The organism is Streptomyces sp. CLCI03 (genome assembly GCF_053615355.1).
Map to the genome: position 1 here is coordinate 5,665,638 of NZ_CM132132.1, position 19,987 is coordinate 5,685,624.

21 protein-coding genes are annotated in these 19,987 nt (G+C 71.9%); 8 read left to right on the forward strand and 13 right to left on the reverse strand.

The annotated features are described in order from the left end of the window. Positions 1-47: 47 nt before the first annotated feature. From ACWG52_RS26190 to panB, 3 genes are all read right to left on the reverse strand, one after another. Complete coding sequence (locus tag ACWG52_RS26190) at positions 48-899, reverse strand: ABC transporter permease (protein WP_389812467.1); 852 nt, start codon at positions 897-899, stop codon at positions 48-50. Then, positions 896-1,921 (reverse strand): ATP-binding cassette domain-containing protein, encoded by a 1,026-nt coding sequence (locus ACWG52_RS26195; RefSeq protein WP_389812465.1) that lies wholly within the window; start codon positions 1,919-1,921, stop codon positions 896-898. The genes ACWG52_RS26190 and ACWG52_RS26195 overlap by 4 nt, the downstream gene beginning before the upstream one ends. 119 nt (positions 1,922-2,040) lie before the next feature. Beyond that, positions 2,041-2,910 (reverse strand): 3-methyl-2-oxobutanoate hydroxymethyltransferase, encoded by an 870-nt coding sequence (panB, locus tag ACWG52_RS26200; protein ID WP_030730758.1) that lies wholly within the window; start codon positions 2,908-2,910, stop codon positions 2,041-2,043. Positions 2,911-3,198: 288 nt separating this feature from the next. On the opposite strand from panB, the gene ACWG52_RS26205 reads away from it, so the two are divergent. Next, entirely contained in the window at positions 3,199-4,227 is a 1,029-nt protein-coding gene (locus ACWG52_RS26205; protein ID WP_389812462.1) for an endonuclease/exonuclease/phosphatase family protein, read from the forward strand. 90 nt (positions 4,228-4,317) lie between these two features. On the opposite strand, the gene ACWG52_RS26210 is transcribed toward ACWG52_RS26205, so the two are convergent. From ACWG52_RS26210 to ACWG52_RS26225, 4 genes are all read right to left on the reverse strand, one after another. Then, positions 4,318-6,072, reverse strand: coding sequence for an NAD+ synthase (locus tag ACWG52_RS26210; protein ID WP_453126104.1), 1,755 nt, complete (start codon positions 6,070-6,072; stop codon positions 4,318-4,320). A 70-nt stretch (positions 6,073-6,142) separates the two neighbouring features. Then, positions 6,143-7,333: a DUF4352 domain-containing protein gene (locus ACWG52_RS26215; RefSeq protein ID WP_389812456.1), complete on the reverse strand. Its 1,191-nt coding sequence runs from the start codon at positions 7,331-7,333 to the stop codon at positions 6,143-6,145. 125 nt (positions 7,334-7,458) lie between these two features. Next, complete coding sequence (locus tag ACWG52_RS26220; protein WP_390139975.1) at positions 7,459-9,069, reverse strand: multicopper oxidase family protein; 1,611 nt, start codon at positions 9,067-9,069, stop codon at positions 7,459-7,461. A 93-nt stretch (positions 9,070-9,162) separates the two neighbouring features. Next, positions 9,163-9,609, reverse strand: coding sequence for a hypothetical protein (locus ACWG52_RS26225; RefSeq protein ID WP_389812450.1), 447 nt, complete (start codon positions 9,607-9,609; stop codon positions 9,163-9,165). A gap of 72 nt (positions 9,610-9,681) precedes the next feature. Here ACWG52_RS26225 and ACWG52_RS26230 point away from each other — a divergent pair, with 72 nt between their 5' ends. Next, a complete protein-coding gene (locus tag ACWG52_RS26230; RefSeq protein ID WP_051763920.1) occupies positions 9,682-10,383 on the forward strand; it encodes a DUF998 domain-containing protein in 702 nt (233 codons plus the stop codon). Positions 10,384-10,469: 86 nt separating this feature from the next. Further along, the gene (locus tag ACWG52_RS26235; protein WP_389812565.1) at positions 10,470-11,309 is read left to right on the forward strand and encodes an alpha/beta fold hydrolase; all 840 of its coding nucleotides are present in this window, start codon (positions 10,470-10,472) and stop codon (positions 11,307-11,309) included. Here the strand turns inward: ACWG52_RS26235 and ACWG52_RS26240 are convergent. From ACWG52_RS26240 to ACWG52_RS26255, 4 genes are all read right to left on the reverse strand, one after another. Continuing rightward, the gene (locus tag ACWG52_RS26240; RefSeq protein ID WP_389812447.1) at positions 11,294-11,713 is read right to left on the reverse strand and encodes a CBS domain-containing protein; all 420 of its coding nucleotides are present in this window, start codon (positions 11,711-11,713) and stop codon (positions 11,294-11,296) included. The two genes, ACWG52_RS26235 and ACWG52_RS26240, sit on opposite strands and share 16 nt — an antisense overlap. 126 nt (positions 11,714-11,839) lie before the next feature. Further along, on the reverse strand, positions 11,840-12,550 hold the full coding sequence (locus ACWG52_RS26245) for a DUF305 domain-containing protein (protein WP_389812444.1): 711 nt from the start codon (positions 12,548-12,550) through the stop codon (positions 11,840-11,842). Next, complete coding sequence (locus ACWG52_RS26250) at positions 12,547-13,248, reverse strand: DUF3105 domain-containing protein (RefSeq protein ID WP_389812441.1); 702 nt, start codon at positions 13,246-13,248, stop codon at positions 12,547-12,549. Before ACWG52_RS26250 ends, ACWG52_RS26245 begins: the two co-directional genes overlap by 4 nt. 57 nt (positions 13,249-13,305) lie before the next feature. Beyond that, positions 13,306-13,701 (reverse strand): hypothetical protein, encoded by a 396-nt coding sequence (locus ACWG52_RS26255; protein WP_389812438.1) that lies wholly within the window; start codon positions 13,699-13,701, stop codon positions 13,306-13,308. A 172-nt stretch (positions 13,702-13,873) separates the two neighbouring features. On the opposite strand from ACWG52_RS26255, the gene ACWG52_RS26260 reads away from it, so the two are divergent. Next, a complete protein-coding gene (locus ACWG52_RS26260) occupies positions 13,874-15,235 on the forward strand; it encodes a glutamine synthetase family protein (protein ID WP_030772013.1) in 1,362 nt (453 codons plus the stop codon). A 108-nt stretch (positions 15,236-15,343) separates the two neighbouring features. After that, complete coding sequence (locus tag ACWG52_RS26265) at positions 15,344-15,814, forward strand: hypothetical protein (protein ID WP_389812434.1); 471 nt, start codon at positions 15,344-15,346, stop codon at positions 15,812-15,814. A 20-nt stretch (positions 15,815-15,834) separates the two neighbouring features. On the opposite strand, the gene ACWG52_RS26270 is transcribed toward ACWG52_RS26265, so the two are convergent. After that, on the reverse strand, positions 15,835-16,101 hold the full coding sequence (locus ACWG52_RS26270) for an HIT family protein (RefSeq protein ID WP_453126109.1): 267 nt from the start codon (positions 16,099-16,101) through the stop codon (positions 15,835-15,837). Positions 16,102-16,134: 33 nt separating this feature from the next. Here ACWG52_RS26270 and ACWG52_RS26275 point away from each other — a divergent pair, with 33 nt between their 5' ends. Genes ACWG52_RS26275 through ACWG52_RS26285 form a run of 3 tightly spaced genes read left to right on the forward strand, consistent with a single transcriptional unit; the run spans position 16,135 to position 17,904 of the window. Continuing rightward, positions 16,135-16,542, forward strand: a complete 408-nt coding sequence (locus tag ACWG52_RS26275) for a hypothetical protein (protein WP_453126111.1) — start codon at positions 16,135-16,137, stop codon at positions 16,540-16,542. A 34-nt stretch (positions 16,543-16,576) separates the two neighbouring features. Continuing rightward, a complete protein-coding gene (locus ACWG52_RS26280; protein WP_453126113.1) occupies positions 16,577-17,551 on the forward strand; it encodes a MerR family transcriptional regulator in 975 nt (324 codons plus the stop codon). Further along, complete coding sequence (locus ACWG52_RS26285) at positions 17,548-17,904, forward strand: hypothetical protein (protein WP_390139933.1); 357 nt, start codon at positions 17,548-17,550, stop codon at positions 17,902-17,904. The genes ACWG52_RS26280 and ACWG52_RS26285 overlap by 4 nt, the downstream gene beginning before the upstream one ends. A gap of 18 nt (positions 17,905-17,922) precedes the next feature. On the opposite strand, the gene ACWG52_RS26290 is transcribed toward ACWG52_RS26285, so the two are convergent. Next, on the reverse strand, positions 17,923-19,986 hold the full coding sequence (locus ACWG52_RS26290) for a PIG-L family deacetylase (RefSeq protein WP_389812424.1): 2,064 nt from the start codon (positions 19,984-19,986) through the stop codon (positions 17,923-17,925). Position 19,987: the final 1 nt, after the last annotated feature.

The window sequence follows — 19,987 nt, forward strand, 5'->3', positions numbered from 1 at the left end:
CGGCCGGTGCCCGTCCGGGACGCGATCCGAACGGATCGGTCCGCGGGTCAGGTCTTCTGGCGGAACTTCCGTACCGCGAGCGGCATGGTGACCGCGGTGATGGCCAGCGACCAGATCAGCGTCATCCACACCGAGTCGCCGACGGGAGCGTCGTTGATCAGGGCGCGGGCCGCGTCCGCCAGGTTCGACAGCGGGTTGTAGTCCGTGAAGGACTGCAGCCAGCCCGGCATCGTGGTCGGCGGGGCGAAGATCGAGCTGCCGAACTGCAGCGGCATCAGGACCATCATCGCCATGCCCTGGACGGCCTGCGGGGTCTTCAGGGAGAGGCCGAGCAGGACGAAGATCCACATCAGCGAGGCGCCGAAGACGGCCGACAGCCCGATGGCGAGGAACAGGCCCAGCACCGGACCCTTGATGGACAGGCCGAGCAGGAAGCCCACGGCGAGCAGGATGGCGATGGCCACCATCATCCGGCCGAGCTCGACGACGATCTTGGCGATGAGCACCGACGACCGGGCGATGGGCATGGACCGGAACCGGTCCATCACGCCCTTCTTGAAGTCGTCGTTGACCCCGGTGCCGACACCCATGGCGATGTTCATGCCCATCATGGCCATGAGGCCCGGGACCACGTAGTTGACGTAGTCCGCCTGGTTCCCCTTGCCGGAGATCGCGCCGCCGAAGACGAACACGAACAGCAGCGTGAAGATGATCGGCATGAACACGACGTCGAACATCGACTCGGGATCCTGCTTGATCTGCAGGGCGTTGCGGCGCACCAAGGCGCCGATGTGCCGCAGGTTGCCCCGCAGGCCGATCCGGCCCTCGCCGTGCGGGGCGGCCACCGAGGCCCGACCGGGCGCGGTGGGAGCGGGCTTCGTCGTGGTTACGGTGCTCATGCCGCGACCTCCTCGGTCTTGTCGGTGGGAACGCCCGCAGGTGTCGTCGCCTCGGCGGAGAGGGGCTTCTGGCCGGTGATGGCCAGGAACACCTCGTCGAGGCTGGGCAGGTAGGTGCCGAGGTCGGCGATCGCGTACCCGCGGGCGGCCAGCAGGCCGACGACGGCCGTCAGCTGCTCGTCGCTCAGGATCGGGACCAGCAGCACGCCCTCGTCCGGCACGGCCTGGCTGCCGGCCACGCCGTCCAGTCCGGCCTCGGCCAGCGCCCGGGCCATGCCCGGCAGGTCCGAGGCGGCCACGGGGCGGATCTTCAGGGTGCGGCCGCCGACGCGCGCCTTCAGCTCGTCGACCTTGCCGTTGGCGATGACCTTGCCGCGGTCGATGACCGTCAGCTCGCTCGCGAGCTGCTCGGCCTCCTCCATGTACTGGGTGGTGAGCAGCACGGTGGCGCCCTCGGCGACCAGGCGCTGGACCTCGTCCCACACCTCGTTGCGGGTGCGGGGGTCGAGACCGGTGGTCGGCTCGTCCAGGTACAGCACGGCCGGGTTGCCGATCAGGGAGGCGGCGAGGTCGAGCCGGCGGCGCATACCGCCGGAGTAGTTCATGACGGCCTTCTTGGCCGCCTCGGTCAGGGAGAACCGCTCCAGCATCTCGTCCGCGCGGCGGCGGGAGTCCTTGCGGGAGAGGTCCAGCAGCCGCCCGATCATGTAGAGGTTCTCCCAGCCGGAGAGCTTCTCGTCGACCGAGGCGTACTGGCCGGTGAGGCCGATGGTGCGGCGCAGCTGCCGGGGCTGGCGGACCACGTCGAAGCCGGCGACGGTCGCCGTCCCGGAGTCCGGGATGATCAGGGTGGAGAGGCAGCGGACGAGGGTGGTCTTGCCCGCGCCGTTGGGGCCGAGGACCCCGAGGACCGTGCCCTCCCGTACGTCCAGGTCGACACCGTCGAGGGCCTTGGTCTCGCCGTAGTGCTTGACCAGCCCCCGTACCTCCACGGCGTTGGGCTTGTTGTCGTTTCGCGTCATGCCCTCATGGGACCAGCCGCCACTGACAAAGCACCGACAGCCGACCGACAAACGTACGACAGACATACGACAGCCCGCCGACACGCGGTCGGCGGGCTGTCGGTCCGTCGCTCACCGCATCAGTGGAAGGCGTGCTCCGCCTGCGGGAACGTTCCGCCGACCACGTCCTCGGCGAAGGCCCTCGCCGCGCCGGTCATGGTCTCGCGCAGCTGCGCGTACTGCTTGACGAACTTCGGCATCTTCCCGCCGGTCAGGCCCATCATGTCGGTCCACACCAGCACCTGCGCGTCGCACTCCGCGCCCGCTCCGATGCCGACCGTCGGGATGTGCAGGGACCGGGTGACCTCGGCGGCCAGCTCGGCCGGGACGAGCTCCAGCACCACCGCGAACGCGCCGGCGTCCTGTGCCGCCTTCGCGTCGCGCAGCAGCTGGTGCGCGGCCTCGTCACCGCGGCCCTGGACCCGGTAGCCCATGGCGTTGACGGACTGCGGGGTCAGGCCCAGATGGGACATGACGGGGATGCCGGACTGCACGATCAGCTCGGTCTGGGCCAGCGAGCGCTCGCCGCCCTCCAGCTTCACCGCTCCGACCCCGGCCTCCTTGACGAGACGGGTGGCGCTGCGCAGCGCCTGCACGGCGCCTTCCTGGTACGAGCCGAACGGCATGTCGCCGATGACCAGCGCACGGCTCGTGCCGCGTACGACGGCCGCCGACAGCATGGTCATCTGGTCCATCGTCACCGGGACGGTGGAGTCGTAGCCGAGGTGGCAATTGCCCATGGAGTCACCGACGAGGATGACCGGGATACCGGCCTCGTCGAAGACGGACGCGGTCATCGCGTCGTAGGCCGTGAGCATCGGCCACTTCTCGCCGCGTTCCTTGGCGAGGGTCAGGTCGCGGACGGTGATGCGCCGGGTGCCCGTGCCTCCGTACAGGGTGGGGGAGGCGGCGGCTGCGGGTTCGCGGGCAGGCGAAACGGCATGCGTCATTGCAACTGCTCCTTGTGTCATCTCGAGGCGCCCTTACGACGTCCCCGGACTCACCCCCCATGGTGGCATCCACGCGGGCAAAGGCGGAAGTGGTCCGTGCTGCGAGCCTGACCACGGGATCCAATGTGCGCGTTTCGTGACAAGCGGAACCCCCTGCGTACGGCCGTTCGTCCTCCCGGACACACGACCGTGACCGAAGGTCGTGACGTACGGCACGGAAGGCTCCGCTTCATCGCCTAGGGTCAAGGGGCGGGGACGGAGCGCGAGCACGGCAGTGAGGGCAGTGGGATGGCACAGGCGTACATGACGGAGTCGGGGAACGGTGGCTCGGAGCCCGAGCCCTCCGGAACCCGCCTTCGGCGCCGGCTGACCGTACTGCGCAAGGACCCGGGGATCTGGCGGCGTGGCTGGGTCCTCGCCGGGATCGCCGCGCTGCTCTCGCTCATCATGATCTTCCACGCGGACCTGCCCAACGACGTGGGCAACCTCGGAAGCCTCACGGAGACCTTCCTGCCCTGGCTGGGCCTGGCCGTCCCGCTCCTGATCGTCGGGGCCGTCTACCGGAAGTCCGCGACCGCGCTCCTCGCGATACTGCTGACGGCCGCGGTCTGGGCGAACCTCTTCGGCGGCCTGGTCACCGACAAGTCCGGCTCCGGCGGCAACCTGGTCGTGGCCACCCACAACGTCGACGCCGACAACCCCGACCCGCACGGCACCGCCGAGTCGGTGGCCCGGTCCGGGGCCGACGTCCTGGCCCTGACCGAGCTCAAGGGCAGCGCCGTCCCCGTCTACGAGAAGGCCCTCGCGGCCACGTACAAGTACCACTCCGTCGAGGGCACCGTCGGCCTCTGGAGCAAGTACCCGCTCACCGCGAGCGCGCCCGTCGACATCCGGATGGGCTGGACCCGGGCCATGCGCGCCACGGTCACCACCCCGCAGGGTCCGGTCTCCGCCTTCGTCGCCCACCTGCCCTCCGTCCGGGTCAAGCTCAACGCCGGTTTCACCGCCAACCAGCGCGACGACAGCGCCGACGCGCTGGGCGCCGCGCTCGCCGCCGAACCGCTGAAGAAGGTCATCCTGCTCGGCGACCTCAACGGAACCATGAACGACCGCGCCCTGTCCGAGGTCACCTCGCAGATGCGCTCGACCCAGGGCGCGGCGGGCGACGGCTTCGGCTTCAGCTGGCCGGCGCAGTTCCCGATGGCCCGGATCGACCAGATCATGGTCCGCGGGATCACGCCGGAGGCCTCCTGGACCCTGCCCCGCACCGGCAGCGACCACCTTCCGGTCGCCGCCCGGGTCACCGTGAAGCACTGACGGACAGAGGATCACCCGGATACGGGTGGGCCCCGGCCGCTCCCCGAGGGGAGCGGCCGGGGCCTCGCCGTGTCGGTGGTCCCGGATCCGCTACGCCCGCTCGCGCCAGCCGTTCGTGATCGGCAGCCGGCGGTCCTTGCCGAAGCCCTTCGCGGAGATCTTCGTGCCCGGCGGGTACTGGCGCCGCTTGTACTCCGCCGTGTCCACCATCCGCAGGGTCCTGGCCACCAGCTCCGCGTCGAAGCCGGCCGCCACGATCGCGTCCATGCCTTGGTCGCGGTCCACGTACATGGTCAGGACCGCGTCGAGCACCGGATAGTCCGGCAGCGAGTCGGTGTCCACCTGACCCGGGCGCAGCTCGGCGCTCGGCGGCTTCACGATCGAGTTCTCCGGGATCGGCGGGGTCTCGCCGCGCTCGGCGGCGGCCCGGTTGCGGTACTCCGCGAGCCGGAAGACGTCCGACTTGTAGACGTCCTTGATCGGGCCGTACGCGCCCACCGAGTCGCCGTACAGGGTGGAGTAGCCGACGGCCAGCTCCGACTTGTTGCCCGGGGCCAGCACGATGTGGCCTTCCTGATTGGACAGGGCCATCAGCAGGGTGCCGCGCAGGCGGGACTGGAGGTTCTCCTCGGCCAGGCCGGTCAGGCCCAGCGAGCCCATGTAGGCGTCGAACATCGGCTCGATGGAGACGGTCCGGAAGTTCAGCCCGGTGCGCTCGGCCAGGTCGGCCGCGTCGCTCCGGGAGTGGTCCGAGGAGTACTTCGAGGGCATCGAGACGCCGTACACGTTCTGCGCGCCGATCGCGTCGCAGGCGATGGCGGCGACGAGCGCGGAGTCGATGCCGCCGGAGAGCCCGATCAGGACGGAGCGGAAGCCGTTCTTCCTGACGTAGGCGCGCAGTCCCACGACCAGGGCGTCGTAGATCTCCTCGTCGTCGTCGAGGCGCTCGGCGTACCCGCCGGTGACCACCGGCTCGTACGGCTCCACGGGCTCCTCGGAGAGGATCACGCGCTCGATGCGCAGTCCGTCGTCCACCACGCCCTCGGGCGCGTCGGCGCGGGCGGCCGGCAGGTCGAGGTCGACCAGGACACAGCCCTCGGAGAACTGCGGGGCGCGGGCGATGACCTGCCCGTCGGCGTCGACGACGATCGAGTCGCCGTCGAAGACCAGCTCGTCCTGGCCGCCGATCATCGCCAGGTAGGCGAGGGTGCAGCCGGCCTCCTGGGCCCGCTTCTGCACCAGTTCGAGGCGCAGGTCGTCCTTGTTGCGCTCGTACGGGGACGCGTTCACGGAGATCAGCAGTCCGGCTCCGGCGGAGCGGGTGGCCGGGACCCGGCCGCCCTCCTGCCACAGGTCCTCGCAGATGGCCAGGGCCACGTCGACGCCGCCCACCCGGATCACCGGTTGCGTGTCGCCCGGCACGAAGTACCGGAACTCGTCGAACACGCCGTAGTTGGGGAGGTGGTGCTTGGCGAAGCGCAGGACGACCTGCCCGCGGTGCAGCACGGCGGCCGCGTTCTCGGGGGACCCGGCCGGACGGCCCAGGCGGGGTACGGCCCGCTCGGTGCGGTCGAGGTAGCCGACGAGGACCGGCAGCTCGCCGAGGCCCTCGGCCGCCAGCCGCTCCGCGAGGTCGCGCAGCGCGGTACGGGAGGCCTCCACGAAGGAGCCGCGCAGGGCGAGGTCCTCGACGGGGTACCCGGTCAGCATCATCTCCGGAAAGGCCACCAGGTGGGCGCCCTGCTCGGCGGAGTGCCGGGTCCAGTGGACGACCGAGTCGGCGTTGGCGTCGATGTCGCCGACGTGCGAGTCGATCTGATTCAGAGCGAGTCGAAGTTGAGGCACGGGCCCAGTGTAATCGTCTTTCTGACGCGATGTCCTGGGCCCCGCCTGTTTCCCGCGTGGTGACGCCCCGTCAGCCGATCGGGCCCGCGAACTTCACGCTCTCGCGCAGCATCCCGGGCCGGATGTCCGCGGTGACGCTCTTGGTGCCCTCGGGGACCTCGAAGGCCTCGACCCCGCTGGCGGTTTCGCCCGGCAGGAGGGAGCCCCTGATCGACTTCGGCATGTTGCCGTCGAAGACGCTCTCGGCGGGCATGCCCTGGTCGTCGCGGACGTTGGGACTGGAGAGGAGCACATCGAACGGTGCGTTCGAGTTGTTGGTGATGGTGATGGTGAGTTCGACCGCGTTCTTCACCCGGTCGCGGGCGAACGCGTCCTTCGGCTTGTACTTCGTCGGAACGGAAAGGCTCACCGTGACGCCGTTCGGGTAGGTGAACTTCTCGCCGAACGGCAGCGCGCTGGTCACGCCGGGGACCTGGGTGGGCGCCGCGGACCTGGACGGGTCACCGCCGGGGAGGCGCTCGCCCGCCCTGAGGTCCTCCTCGACCTGCCGGTCGATGCGGCTGTCGGCCTTGTCGACGACCAGGACGGTGAGGAAGAGGCCGCCGGCCGAGGCGAGCAGACCGAGCACGGAGAGAACGACGCCGACGACGGCCATCGACTTGTTCGGAGCGCCCTTGTTGGCGCGGACGACACCCCCGATGCCGAGGCCCAGACCGACGGCGGCGAGCAGGGTGCCGGCCCAGAAGAAGAACGGGATGACGCCGAGGGCGATGCCCAGGCCGCCGGTGACGACCGCGGCGACGGCCAGGCCGTTGCCGGTCGGGGCGGCCTGCGGGTACCCGGGGTACGTGCCTCCGGGGTAGCCGGGGGTGGGCGCGCCCCACTGGCTCTCGGGAGCGGCGGGAGCGCCGGGGAAGCCGGGTGCGCCGAATCCCTCACCGAAGCCGGCGGCCGCGGGCGGCGTGGGCTGGGCGAAGGCCGACGAGGGCGGGGCGAAGGCCGACGGGGGCGGGGCGAAGGCCGACGGGGCGGGCGCCGGCTGCGGGGTGGCCGCCGGGGCCTCGGAGGCCGGGGCTGCCGCGGGGGCCTCGGGCGTCGCAGGGGCGGCCGGGGTCTTCTCCAGCGAGAGCGGCTGCGCGGGCGCCGATGCGGAGTCCGTCCCGGGCGCCTCGGATATCTCCGGTGTTTCGGGAATCGGGGTGCCCGCCGGCTCGGTCGGCGGACCGACGGGAGTGCTGGGCGGGTTCGGCGGGGTGCTCATACCTGCGGGATCGTCCTCTTGTCGCGACAGTCGTGATCTCCGCAAGAGTGCCATGCCCGCGCCCGGGGCCCACCCCGATTACCGCCCGCCCGGCCCCGTGTCAGGGCCGGGCGGGCGGCCGTGCCCTACAGCTGGTAGCCGAGCACCGTCATCATCCCGGACTCCGAGTGGTAGACGTTGTGGCAGTGCGTCATCCACAACCCGGGGTTGTCCGCGTCGAAGTCCACCGTCAGCCTGCGGCCCGGCAGGAGGATCGCGGTGTCCTTGCGCGCCCCGCCCCCCTGCTCGCCCAGCGCGAAGGTGTGCCCGTGCAGGTGCAGCGGGTGCCACATGGGCGTGGCGTTGGCGAACACCAGCCGGACCCGTTCGCCCGCCTTCACCGGATGCCGCTGGTCGGGGGTGTACGGCTTGCCGTCGAAGGCCCAGTTGTACGAGGTCATGCTGCCGGTGAGGCGGATCTGCACCGTACGGTCCGGGTCGCGCGGGGCCAGCGCGACCGGTTCGGCGGCCTTCAGCGCGTCCGCCGTCAGCGGTGGCGCGTCCAGTTCGGCCGGCCGGGTCGCGGCCGTGGGCGCCGTCCCCGATCCGGTGCGCAACACCGCGAGCGCCGAGCCCTCCTTGCCCTCGGCCAGCGCGGTGAGCGGGAACACCCCGTCCTTGGCGGTGACCAGGACGTCGTACCGCTCGCCCATGCCCAGCAGCAGCGAGCCCGTCCTCGTCTGCTCCACCGGGTAGCCGTCGGTGTGGGTGACCGTCAGTTCGTGGTCGCCGAGGGCGATACGGAAAGCGGTGTCCCCACCCGCGTTGATGATGCGCAGCCGGATCCGGTCGCCGGGCTTCGCGGTGAGGACCGAAGGGTCGTCCGCCACCCGCCCGTTGATCAGGTAGTGCGCGTAGACGACGTCGCCCGCGTCCCCGCCGAGGTAGTCGCTGTGGCCGCCCATGGCGACGTACGAGCGCTTCTTCGGGCCACCGGAGGACGGGGAGGGGGAGGTGCTCCGGCCGTGGGCCGCGTGGGCCCCGCCGCTGCCGTTCATGCCCTTGCGGAGCTCGGCGAGGACGGCGTCGGGGGTGGCGCCGTCCACCCCGTCGATCCAGTCGTCCAGGACCACCACCCACTCCTTGTCGTAGGAGAGGGGTTCCTTGGGGTCCTCGATGATGAGCGCGCCGTACAGGCCGCGGTCCTGCTGGACCCCCGTGTGCGGGTGGAACCAGTAGGTGCCCGGGGTCGGGACGGCGAACTTGTACGGGAAGGAACCGCCCGGGGCGATGTCCCGTTGGGTCAGTCCCGGGACCCCGTCCATGTCGTTGCGCAGGGCGAGGCCGTGCCAGTGCATGGAGGTGGCCTCGGGCAGGTTGTTGGCCAGGGTGAGGGCGAGCGTGCCGCCCGCGGTGGCCCGGACCTCCTGACCCGGCAGCTTGTCCCCGTACGCCCAGGAGCGGACGGTGATGCCGGCGCCGAGGTCGAGCGGGGTGGCGGTGGCGGTCACCTTGACCTCGGTGAGGGGGCCGGTGGCCTTGCGGGCGGCCTCGGCGGCCCGCACCTCGGGCCCGGCCGGGTCGACGTACCCCTCGGGCACGTCGGCGGCGGAGCCGCCGTGGTTCATCGAGCCGTGGCCGCCGGCCCCGGATCCGCCGGAGGGCCCGGTCGATCCGGAGCAGGCGGCGAGCAGCCCGGAGCCGAGGACGGCCGCGGACGCTCCGAGCACGGTGCGACGGGTGGGAAGAGAGCGCATGGGAGCACCTCATGGGTGTGGTGTTACGGGTACATGGGCACGGAGGGGCGCCGCCCCGGGCATGCACGGGCATGCGGGGGCGGCGGCACCGGCCTATACCCGCAGGACCGCCAGCCGAGTGAGGAGCTCGCGGGGCGAGGGCGGGTCCGGACCTCCGCCGGACCGGCCCGGTATGCGAGCCGCGCCCCCGAGCGGCACGGCGCGTCGGGATCCGGTCCGGCCGGTGCCGATGAGCAGCACGACGAGCCCCGCGAGCACGGCGAGGCAGACCGACATGGGGTCCATCTCGGTCGCGGGCATCTCGTACCCCCACGCGGGGACCGCGGGGGAGGGCACGCCGGCGGCGGTGTGGCGCGCGCCACCGTGCGCGGCCGGGGCCGGCGGCTCCGCCGAGGCAACGGAGTGGGCCGAGGACACGTCTTGCATGGCGTGGGACTCAGTCGGATGGCCCAGGGTGTGCATGGTGACGATGCCCAGCAACAGCGCGGCGAGCAGCAGCAACCGGGCTCCCGGGGCGGCTCGCTGAGCACTGCGCGTCATGACCGGAACCCTACCGGGGGTGGGTATCCGATCGGAGCACCGACCCCGAGTCTGCTTAGGATTAGTCACACTATGTCCACACATGGACTGTCGCCGCGGACCGCCTGGCCGGTCGCCACGCTGATCGGTCTCGCCGCGGCGGCCTACACCGCGTGGGTGCTCGAAGTCGTCCTCTCCACGGGACTCAACCCCATCGAGACGTACGTCAGCGAGCTCGCCGCCCAGGACCAGCCGCTCGGCGGCCTCTTCCGGGCCACCGACTTCACCGCCGGGCTGCTCGCCTTCTCCGGAGGGCTCCTGGCCCTGATCCGGCTGCTGAAGTACGCGGAGTCCCGCCGCTCCTGGGCGGTCATCGGCTGGGCCGGGGTCGCCCTCTTCGGCGCGGCCACCGCCGCCGACGCCTGGCTGCCGCTGAGCTGCACCCCCACCGTGGACCCCGAATGCGCCGCCCGGGAGACCGCCGGACTGGTCCCGGCCACCCATCAGGCCCACGCCGTCAGCAGCAGCCTCGCCATGACCGGGGCCCTCGTCGGCCTGGTGGCCCTCACGGTCGCCGCCCGCCGCTACGGCTGGTTCGCCCCGCTCGCCCGCTACGGCCCCGCCCTCGTCGCCCTCGAACTGCTCGCCACCGTCTGGACGCTGTCCGCGATAGCCCTGTTCACCGCCGGGCGCGGGACCTGGGCCCTCGGCGCCGGTCAGCGGCTCCAGGTGCTCCTCGTCGCCCTCTGGCTGGGCCTGCTCGCCTATTCCGTCCACAAGGAAGGCCGTACGTGAGTGTCACCGGCCGCTTCGTCCGCGTCGCCGTCCCCACCGATGCCGGCGATGCCGTCGAGGCGGGTGACGGGGCCCGCGGGGTCGCGTTGCACGTCGTCGTCGAAGGCAGCGGACCCGTGTGCGTCCTGAGCGCCGGGCTCGCCATGGCCTGGTTCGACTGGGACCCCGTCGTCGCACCGCTCGTCGCCGCGGGCCGCACCGTCGTCCGCTTCGACCGCCCCGGACACGGTCTCAGCGGCCCCGCCACCGAGCCGCCCACCACCGCCGGGGAGGCCCACCGGATCGCCGGCCTGCTCGACGCGCTGGGGCTCGACGCCCGCGCCGCCGGCCCCGTCACCGTCGTCGGCCACTCCCTCGCCGGGTTCCACACCGAGGCCTTCGCCCGCCTGTACCCCGAGCGCACCGCCGCACTGGTCCTCCTCGACGCCAGCGTCGAGGAGGACCCGCGTACGCTCCTGCCCGCCGCACTGCGCACCGGCGCCGCCCGCGCCCTCGGCCGGGCCGTGACCGCCGCCGGACTACCGGCCGCGCTGGGCCCCACGGCCCGGCGCGCCACCGTACGGGCCTCCCGCACCGGTGGCTCCGACCCGGCCCCGCGCGACCTCGTACGCCGCTGCTACCGCACCGGCCGGGTCTGGCGCGGCGGCCTCCTGGAGAACTCCCGCTACCTGGACATGGCCGCCGAGCTGGCGGCCCTGCGCGGGACGCACCCGCTGACCGCCCCCACCACCGTCCTCGCCGGCCACGACGGCTCGGCCGGGCGTTCGGCCCTGCGCTGGCTGTCCCGGCAGGCGGACCTCGCCGACCTGCTCGGCGCCCGCTTCGAGGTCGCCGAACCCGCCGGACACCTGGTCATGCTGGACCGCCCGGGCCAGGTGGCGCGGACGGTCCTGGAAACGGCCGGGCAGGGTCAGACCCGCGCGTAGACCTTCTCCACGAAGGTCGCCATCTGGTCGTCGGTGAGGTGCTGCGCGAGGTCGGCCTCGCTGATCATGCCCACCAGCTTCTTGTTCCGGATCACCGGCAGCCGGCGGATCTGGTGGCTCTGCATCTCGTCCAGCACATCGCCGACGTCCGCGCCCGCGTCGATCCAGCGCGGGGTGCCCTGGGCCATGTCACCGCAGGTGATCCTGGCCGGGTCGTGGCCCTTGGCCACACAGTTCACCACGATGTCGCGGTCGGTGATGATGCCGCACAGCCGCTCCTCGGCGTCACTGATGGGCAGGGCGCCCACATTGAGCCGGGCCATCAGCTGGGCGGCCCGGTCGAGGGTCTCGGTGGCGGGAATCCACTGGGCCCCGGGGTGCATGATGTCTGCGGCGGTGGTCATCGCTGAACCTCCTGAGCACGCCGTCCGACACCGGGCGCGGACGCGTCCGGTGCGGCGTCCCCACCGGCGGAGCACACGCCCGTACGGGTGAGAGGGCGCCTCTCACCACGGTACGGGCGTGTCCCGTCACCCGCGCGGCGCGGCTCCGCGCTGCCGCAGCATGTCCTCCATCAAGGTCAGCTCCGAACGCTGCGCGTCGACCATGCCCTGCGCCAGCGCCCGCTCGACCGGGGTCTCGCACTGCTGCGCACACCCCTCGGCCATCGCGACACCACCCTTGTGGTGGTCGGTCATCAGCTGGAGGAAGAACACCTCCGCGTCCCGACCGGAGGCGGCGCCCAGCCGGTCCAGCTCCTCCTTGGTGGCCATGCCCGGCATCAGCGCACCGGGCTTCGCGGCGTCGTGCCCCGCGTGGCCGCCGTGCCCGCCCGCGGCCCCCATCCAGGACATCGGCGGCTCGTCGGCCACCACCTTCGGCAGCCCCCACAGGTCCAGCCAGCCGAGCAGCATGCCCCGCTGGTTGGCCTGGGTGTTGGCGATGTCGTACGCGAGGGTGCGCACCGCCTCGTCCTGGGTGCGGTCGCGGACGATGAAGGACATCTCCACCGCCTGCTGGTGGTGCACCGCCATGTCCCGGGCGAAGCCCGCGTCCGGGGACCGCAACCCCGGGGTGCGGGGCGCCGCCGTACCGGCCGCCGCACCGGGATCGGCGGAGCCGCCGCCGTTCGCGGCGGCCACCGTGGCGGCCGCCGCGAACAGCAGGGCCAGCAGGACGGCCGTGCCCGCGACCCAGTACGTACGGGGGACGGGGCGGTCGGCGCCGGCCGGGCGGCTCACTTGCCGGCCAGCCCGCTCGTGCAGGCCGCTCCCGGCTCCGGGGTCTGCTCGCCCTGCACGTACTTCGTGAAGAACTTCGACACCCGCGGGTCGTCCGCGCTGTCCACGGTCAGCTGCTTGCCCCACGCGCTGAGCATGATCGCGCCGGTCTGCTCCTTGACCGGGCTCATCAGCGTGTACGGCATCTTGCCGACGGTCGCGGCGAGCTTGTCGACGTCGGCCTTCGGAGCCTTCTCGTTGTACGTCACCCAGACCGCGCCGTGCTCCAGCGAGTGCACGGCGTTCACCTCCGGCACGGGGCTCTTGTAGACGTCACCGTTGCAGTTCATCCAGCGGGGGTGGTGGTCACCACCGACCGGCGGGTTCATCTCGTACTTCACCGGGGTCTCGACGTGATTGCGGCCGAGCTTCTTCACGTCCCAGAGCTGCTCGCCCTCGACCGGCTGCTTGCGGATCTCCTCGGCCTCCTCGCGGAGCTTCGCCGCGGCCGCCTCCTTGCGCTGCTCGGCCTGCTTCTGGTCGATCAGCACCCAGGCGCCGAAGCCGACGAGGCCGACGACGACGGCCGACGCGGCCGTGATCGCGATCGCCTTGTTGCGCCGCTCCCGGATCTGCTCGGCGCGACGCATCTCGGCTATGCGCGCCTGACGTGAGTTCGGGTCGGTGTGCTGGTTGGTCCTGCCGGACTTGCTGGCCATGTGCCCTGGTTCCTTCTGCTGAGGGGGGTGGATGAACACGAAACCGAACCGGACCGCTCAGGTCCGCAGCACCTGGAGGGCATACAGGTCAGGGGCGCGCGGCGGAGCCCCGTACAGCGGGATCCGCGACGCCCCGGAGACGATCGCGGCGGGCGCCGGCGCACCCATGGAACCCGTCACGGCGGGCGGCGGCACCGGCAGCACACCCGGGGTGACGCGCGTGAGCGGCGAGCAGCCGGGCAGGTCGTACGGAGACACGCAGACGGCGTGCGCCGCCGCCCCCGCCCCCGCCTCCACCCGTACCTGCGCACCCGGATCCGGGGCGTGCGACTCGCCCGAGCGCGCGCACAGCAGCAGCACGCCGGACAGCACCCCGAAGACGGTCAGCAGGACGGCACGCCGAAGCCCGGGACGTCCCCGACGCCCCGGCTGCGTGTGCTGCCGGCCCCCCATGGGCGCAGATGGTAATGCTCATGACCGGCCCCAGGTCAGTGCGGGGGTGCCGCGACCTTTCCCGGGTGCGTAATGTGGCGGAAACCACGACTGGTGATACTGGGCGCGCCCGACTGTGCCCCGACGGTCGAGGCGGTGGTGCACAGGCCGTCTGAACTGCGAGGATGAAGGCATGGACAAGCAGCAGGAATTCGTCCTCCGGACGCTTGAGGAGCGCGACATCCGCTTCGTGCGCCTGTGGTTCACCGACGTACTGGGCTTCCTCAAGTCCGTCGCGGTCGCGCCGGCGGAGCTGGAGCAGGCCTTCGACGAGGGCATCGGGTTCGACGGCTCCGCGATCGAGGGCTTCGCCCGGGTCTACGAGTCCGACATGATCGCCAAGCCGGACCCGAGCACGTTCCAGATACTGCCGTGGCGCGCGGAGGCCCCCGGGACCGCCCGGATGTTCTGCGACATCCTGATGCCGGACGGCTCGCCGTCCTTCGCGGACCCGCGCTACGTCCTCAAGCGCATCCTGGCCAAGACCTCCGACCTGGGCTTCACCTTCTACACCCACCCGGAGATCGAGTTCTTCCTGCTGAAGGACAAGCCGCTGGACGGCACCCGCCCGGTGCCGGCCGACAACTCCGGCTACTTCGACCACACCCCGCAGAACGTGGGCATGGACTTCCGCCGCCAGGCGATCACCATGCTCGAATCGATGGGCATCTCGGTGGAGTTCAGCCACCACGAGGGCGCCCCCGGCCAGCAGGAGATCGACCTCCGCTACGCCGACGCGCTCTCCACGGCCGACAACATCATGACGTTCCGCCTGGTGATGAAGCAGGTCGCGCTGGAGCAGGGCGTCCAGGCCACCTTCATGCCGAAGCCGTTCTCGGAATACCCCGGCTCGGGCATGCACACCCACCTCTCCCTCTTCGAGGGCGACCGCAACGCCTTCTACGAGTCGGGCGCCGAGTACCAGCTCTCCAAGGTCGGCCGCTCCTTCATCGCGGGCCTGCTGCGCCACGCGGCGGAGACGGCGGCGGTCACCAACCAGTGGGTCAACTCCTACAAGCGCATCTGGGGCGGCTCGTCCCGCAGCGCGGGCGCGGGCGGCGAGGCCCCGTCGTACATCTGCTGGGGCCACAACAACCGCTCGGCCCTGATCCGCGTCCCGATGTACAAGCCGGGCAAGACGGGCTCCTCGCGCGTCGAGGTCCGCTCGATCGACTCGGGCGCCAACCCGTACCTCACGTACGCGGTCCTGCTCGCGGCCGGCCTGAAGGGCATCGAGGAGGGCTACGAACTCCCGGCGGGCGCCGACGACGACGTCTGGGCCCTCTCCGACGCCGAACGCCGCGCGATGGGCATCGAACCCCTCCCGCAGAACCTCGGCGAGGCCATCTCCCTGATGGAACGCAGCGAACTGGTCGCCGAGACCCTCGGCGAGCACGTCTTCGACTTCTTCCTCCGCAACAAGAAGCAGGAGTGGGAGGAATACCGCTCGGAGGTCACCGCCTTCGAGCTCCGCAAGAACCTCCCGGTGCTGTAAGGGCAGTTCAGATCAGACGGCCTTCCGGGGTCGGCACCACACTCAGGGCCGGCGGCACTCAGCCGCCGGCCCTGAGCCATGGCGCCACCGGTGTCATAATCGGACGTTGTGTGGACAACGCTTGCGCCGCTCATCGGCGTCCTGCTCGGCGGGCTCATGTCGATGCTGGCCCAGCGCTCGGCAGGACGCGCCTTGGAACGCGGCGAGGCACGCCGCAGTGTTCGTGAACTTGCCGAGGCGCGCCGCAACGAGCGTCTCACCCACCTCATCGAGTTTCTGTCTGCGGTGCAGGAAGCTGAACGAGTCGCGGTGGATCGGCATCACCACAACCTGGCTGACGAGCAGTGGCAGGCCCGGGCAGGGCAGGTCCTCGACAGGGTGTGGGTGATGCAGAAGACGATCCACGTGCTGTGCACGTCTGAGGTCAGCGAAGCGGCACATGGCCTCGCGTGTGCAGTGCAGGAGGTCATCAGGAAGGGCCCCGAAGACCCGGGAGAGCCACAGGACGAGAAGGTCTGGGCGCACATCCGTCCGAGCCGACAGGCGTTCCTTGATCTCGTGCGCGACCAGCTGAGTTGAAATCCCGGGGAGGGATTCCGCTACTGCCGTGAGGGCCCGGGTCGAGCAGCACCAGAAGCCAGGGCATCGGCGAGCCGCGCTCCCGGATCGCCCGTGACGTGGTGTGCGGAGCGTCCGGACGGCCAGGTCGAGATCCCGTCGCCCACCCACCGCGGAACGACGTGGAAACGCAGATGGGGGACGGACTGCTCCGATCCCGGGCCGCCGGCGCTGAGGATGTTCACGCCCGAGGCGTTCAAGGCCGGGCGGGTGGCCGCGGCCACCCGCTGGACCAGTGCCGTCACCACGGAAAGGACCTAATCCGGCGGCGGGCCGACCGGGTGGAGTGGACGGGCTGGGAGAACACGGAGGACGTCCGGCTCCCCGTTCCCGCCGATGTCCACTTCGACGCGGCCGCGTACGACGCCGAACTGGAGCGGGCCGTGGCGGATCTCAGCTGGGAGGAGCCCGTGGACAGCGTCGCCCGGCTGATGAGACTGGAGCTCGCCCCGTCCGGCTGCTTCCAGCGCTGGGGCTGGGGCGTGAACACCGTCTATCCGCTGCGGAGTCAGGGGTCCGCACGCATCGAGGTGCATTTCAGCCCTCTTGAGGCGCCGTACGCGATCGGGAGCACCTTCGTCCACGAGGTCCTGGTGTCGCACGACGTGTCCGCCGAGGAACAGGTCCGGCGGTTCGTCGACATGGTCGCGGCCGACGACCCCCGCAAGACGGCCAGGCCGCTGTGTTGAGTCTCCCGTGGGGGGAGACAGCAGGCTGGGGGCCATGGACAGCGTGACTCTGTATTCGATCGGGGAGTTGGCCCGGAGGACCGGTCTGACCGTGAAGACCGTCCGGTTCTACTCGGACAAGGGCATCGTCCCGCCCACCGGGCGGAGCCCGGCGGGATACCGGCTCTACGGGGCGGACGCGCTCGCCCGCCTGGACCTGGCCCGCACGCTGCGCGATCTCGGGATCGGCCTGGAGACCGTACACAAGGTGCTGGACCGGGAAGCGTCCGTACCGGAGGTCGCGGCGGCACACGCCGACGCCCTGGACGTACAGATCCGCACCCTCCGCCTGCGCCGGGCCGTGCTCCGCGCGGTCGCCGGACGCGGCCCCACCCCCATGGAGATGGACCTCTTGCACCGACTCGCCACGCTCTCCCACGCCGAACAGCGCCGACTGATCGGCGATTTCGTCGCAGAGGTTCTTGAAGAACCCCACACCAACGCCGAGTTCGCGGCACTGATGCGATCCGTCGTGCCCGAGCTCCCCGACGAACCCACGCCCGAACAGGTCGAGGCCTGGGTGGAACTCGCCGGGCTCTGCCAGGACGAGGACTTCCGGGCCGCGATCCGCCGCACCGCCGAGGAACAAGCGGTGGAGCCCGACCCGCGGGACGTCGCCGCGCTGCAGGGCGCGCTCGACCGGGCGATGCGGGAGCGGATCGACGAGGCCGTGTCCGCCGGCCTCCTGCCGGACTCGGCCGGGGGAGCGTCGCTCGCCGGCTCGCTCGGCAGCCTCTACGCCCACGCGTTCGAGCGCGCCGACGAAGGCGAAGGCGGTTTGCGCCGCTGGCTCCTCGCCCGCCTGCGGACGACCGCCGATCCCCACGTCGAGCGATACTGGCGGCTCCTGGGCACCGTCAACGGGTGGCCCGCGGCACCGGAGCTCGCCCCCGTGCACTCCTGGTTCACCACTGTCCTCGCCCCCGGCGGCGGTGACGGTCATGACGATCGCGAAGGTGGGATGCGATGAGAACGCGCGTGGTGCGGTTCGGCCTGTACGCGGACGAGCAGGGGCTGGCGTGGGTCAAGGGGCTCGTCGCCGACGCCGTGGGCGCGCGGAGTGCCCGGATCACCGGGGAGAGTGTCCTGCGGACCCTTCCCGGGAGCGGGATGCCGACCGCCGAGATGTACGACTTCCTCGCCGAGCAGTGGGACATCGAGCACCCCGGCGAAAGCGGTGGCGCACGGGAACCGGTCGAGCTGCGCGTCCGGTTGAGGTGTTCCCTGCGGACCTGGCGAGCGATCCGTACGACGGTGATCGCGACCTTGTGTCCGGAGGGGACGGGCCCGCACGCCTGCCGTGTCCCCTGGATGGCCGGCTGACACCGTGCGCGCCCGCCGTCAGTGCACCGCCCGGTGCCAGGTCGGGCGTTTGGGGGTGGCCGGGGTCGTGGTCGTGTGGAGTTCGCCGTCCAGGCCCAGCACCGCCGTCGTGACGGTGCCCGAGGGTTCCAGCACGGCCGACGGGGCCCCCGCGAAGAGCATGCGGGACTGCTCCCACGCCGGTGGGCCGCCGAGGCCCGTGGTGCTGACGGTGCCGCTGTCCGCGCGCCCCACCACGAGGCGGCCCGCGGCGCACACCGCGCCGTAGCCGGCGCGGCCGCCCGCCTCCGTGACGCTGGAGACCTGGGGCCGGACCGAGGGACCCGCCGTGACCAGGGCGGTACGCACGACCCCCGAGTCCGGGCGGCGGAAGAAGAGGCGCACGCCCGCACCGTCCGGGGCCGCCGTGAGGGGGACCGTGGTGGCGGGCAGGCCCGTCGGGGCGGGGCCGAGGAGCGGGGTGTCCGGGGTGCGCTGGGTCCAGGCCAGGACGGAGGCGGTGGTGGTCACGTACACGTGCCGCCGCCCCGCCGCGTCGAGCGCCGTCACCGGGTCGCTCTGCAGGTCCTCGCCGCCGAGCCGCTCCCACGGGGAGAATCCGCCGTCCGGCTGTTGGGTGGTCGCGCGCAGGGTGCGGCGCGAGTCGCGGAGGTAGACGGTCAGGCCGCCGCGGGCGTCCACGGCCACCGCCGGGGCGCTGATCGCCGAGGTGCCCTCGTCGTCGCTGCGTTCCGGAGTGCCGAGCGACTGCCACGGGCCGAACGGGCCGTCGGGCGCGGACTGGACGGCGTACACGACCTCGCGCCGGTAGTCCGTGGGCGCGGAGCCGAAGGTGGTGCGGGTGGCGAGGACGGCGACGCGGCCGCCGGGGAGGCGGGTGGCGGTGGCGCCCGGGTCGATGCCCGTGCCCGGGAGGAACATCGGGCCCGCCCAGTCGCCGCCGGTGTTGCGCGTCCAGTACGCCCCCTGGCCGTCCAGTGTGGCGAAGGCCCACAGCCGGCCGGGCGTTCCCTCCGTCAGCCAGGAGGTGGTCTCGGCGCGGGTGTAGCGCAGTGACTGGGCCCAGTTGCGCCCGGTCGGGTTGCCCGCGACCTTGCGGTCGCCGCAGCCCGAGGGGCTGCCGCAGTAGTCCTGGCGGTCCTGCCAGGCGTAGGTCCTCAGGAAGCCGGTCTTGGTCTCGGCGGTCTGCGGGTCCAGCGCGTGCGGGAGGGTGCTGTTGTGGTAGCCGAGGTAGCTCTGGACCGTGAAGTGCGGGCGCCTGTGGACCTGGGCGGCGTAGGCGGCGGTGGCGGCCTGCACGAAGCGGGCGCCGTACATGTGGTCCTGGTGGTCGGTGTACCGGCCGGTCCCGTTCTCGCCGTAGCGGTTCGGCGTCGGGTCCTGCATCCGTATCGTCGTCGGCCGGTACTGCTCCAGGACCCCGGCTATCGACCGGACGAGCTGGTCCTTCGTGTACGTGAACGGCTGCTTGACCGGGGTGCCGGAGGTGAGCTGGGCCTCCAGCGCGGGTATCCGGCCGTTCCACAGGCCGCGCAGGCTCTCGGGGGTGTCCCCGCCGGTGCTGCGGGCCTCGCGCAGCATCAACCACACCAGGTTGACCTGCGGCTTGGCTATGAGGACGTCGACCTCGGCCCGGCCGCCGCCGGCGGTGGCCAGGACCGTACGCTTCCACGCGCTCGTGCGGTCCCCGGTGGCCATCTGCGCGTAAGCGGAGCGGATGCCGTTCTGCCGGGCCTCCGCGTAGTGGGCGCGGTCGGCGGGCTGTTCGGGGTCGTCGGCGGCGCCGCCGTGGGCCTCGTTGCGGCCGTCGGACTCGCCGGAGGTGAGGTAGGCGGTGGTGACCTGGGTGCCGGACAGCAGGGACCGGCTGAGGTCCGGGTTCATGAAGAACAGGTCGTCGTCGGGGTGGGCGACGATCTGGACGACCGAACCGGAGGTGACGCTCGCGGGCCGGACCGCGGCCGGGTTCTTCTCCTGGGTGGCTTCGGCGGTGGTCTGTTGGCCGGCCACGGAGAGCACACCGGTGGCGCCGGCTGTCAGCACGGTGAGCAGGGCCGCGAAGCGGCGACGGGTCACGGGCATC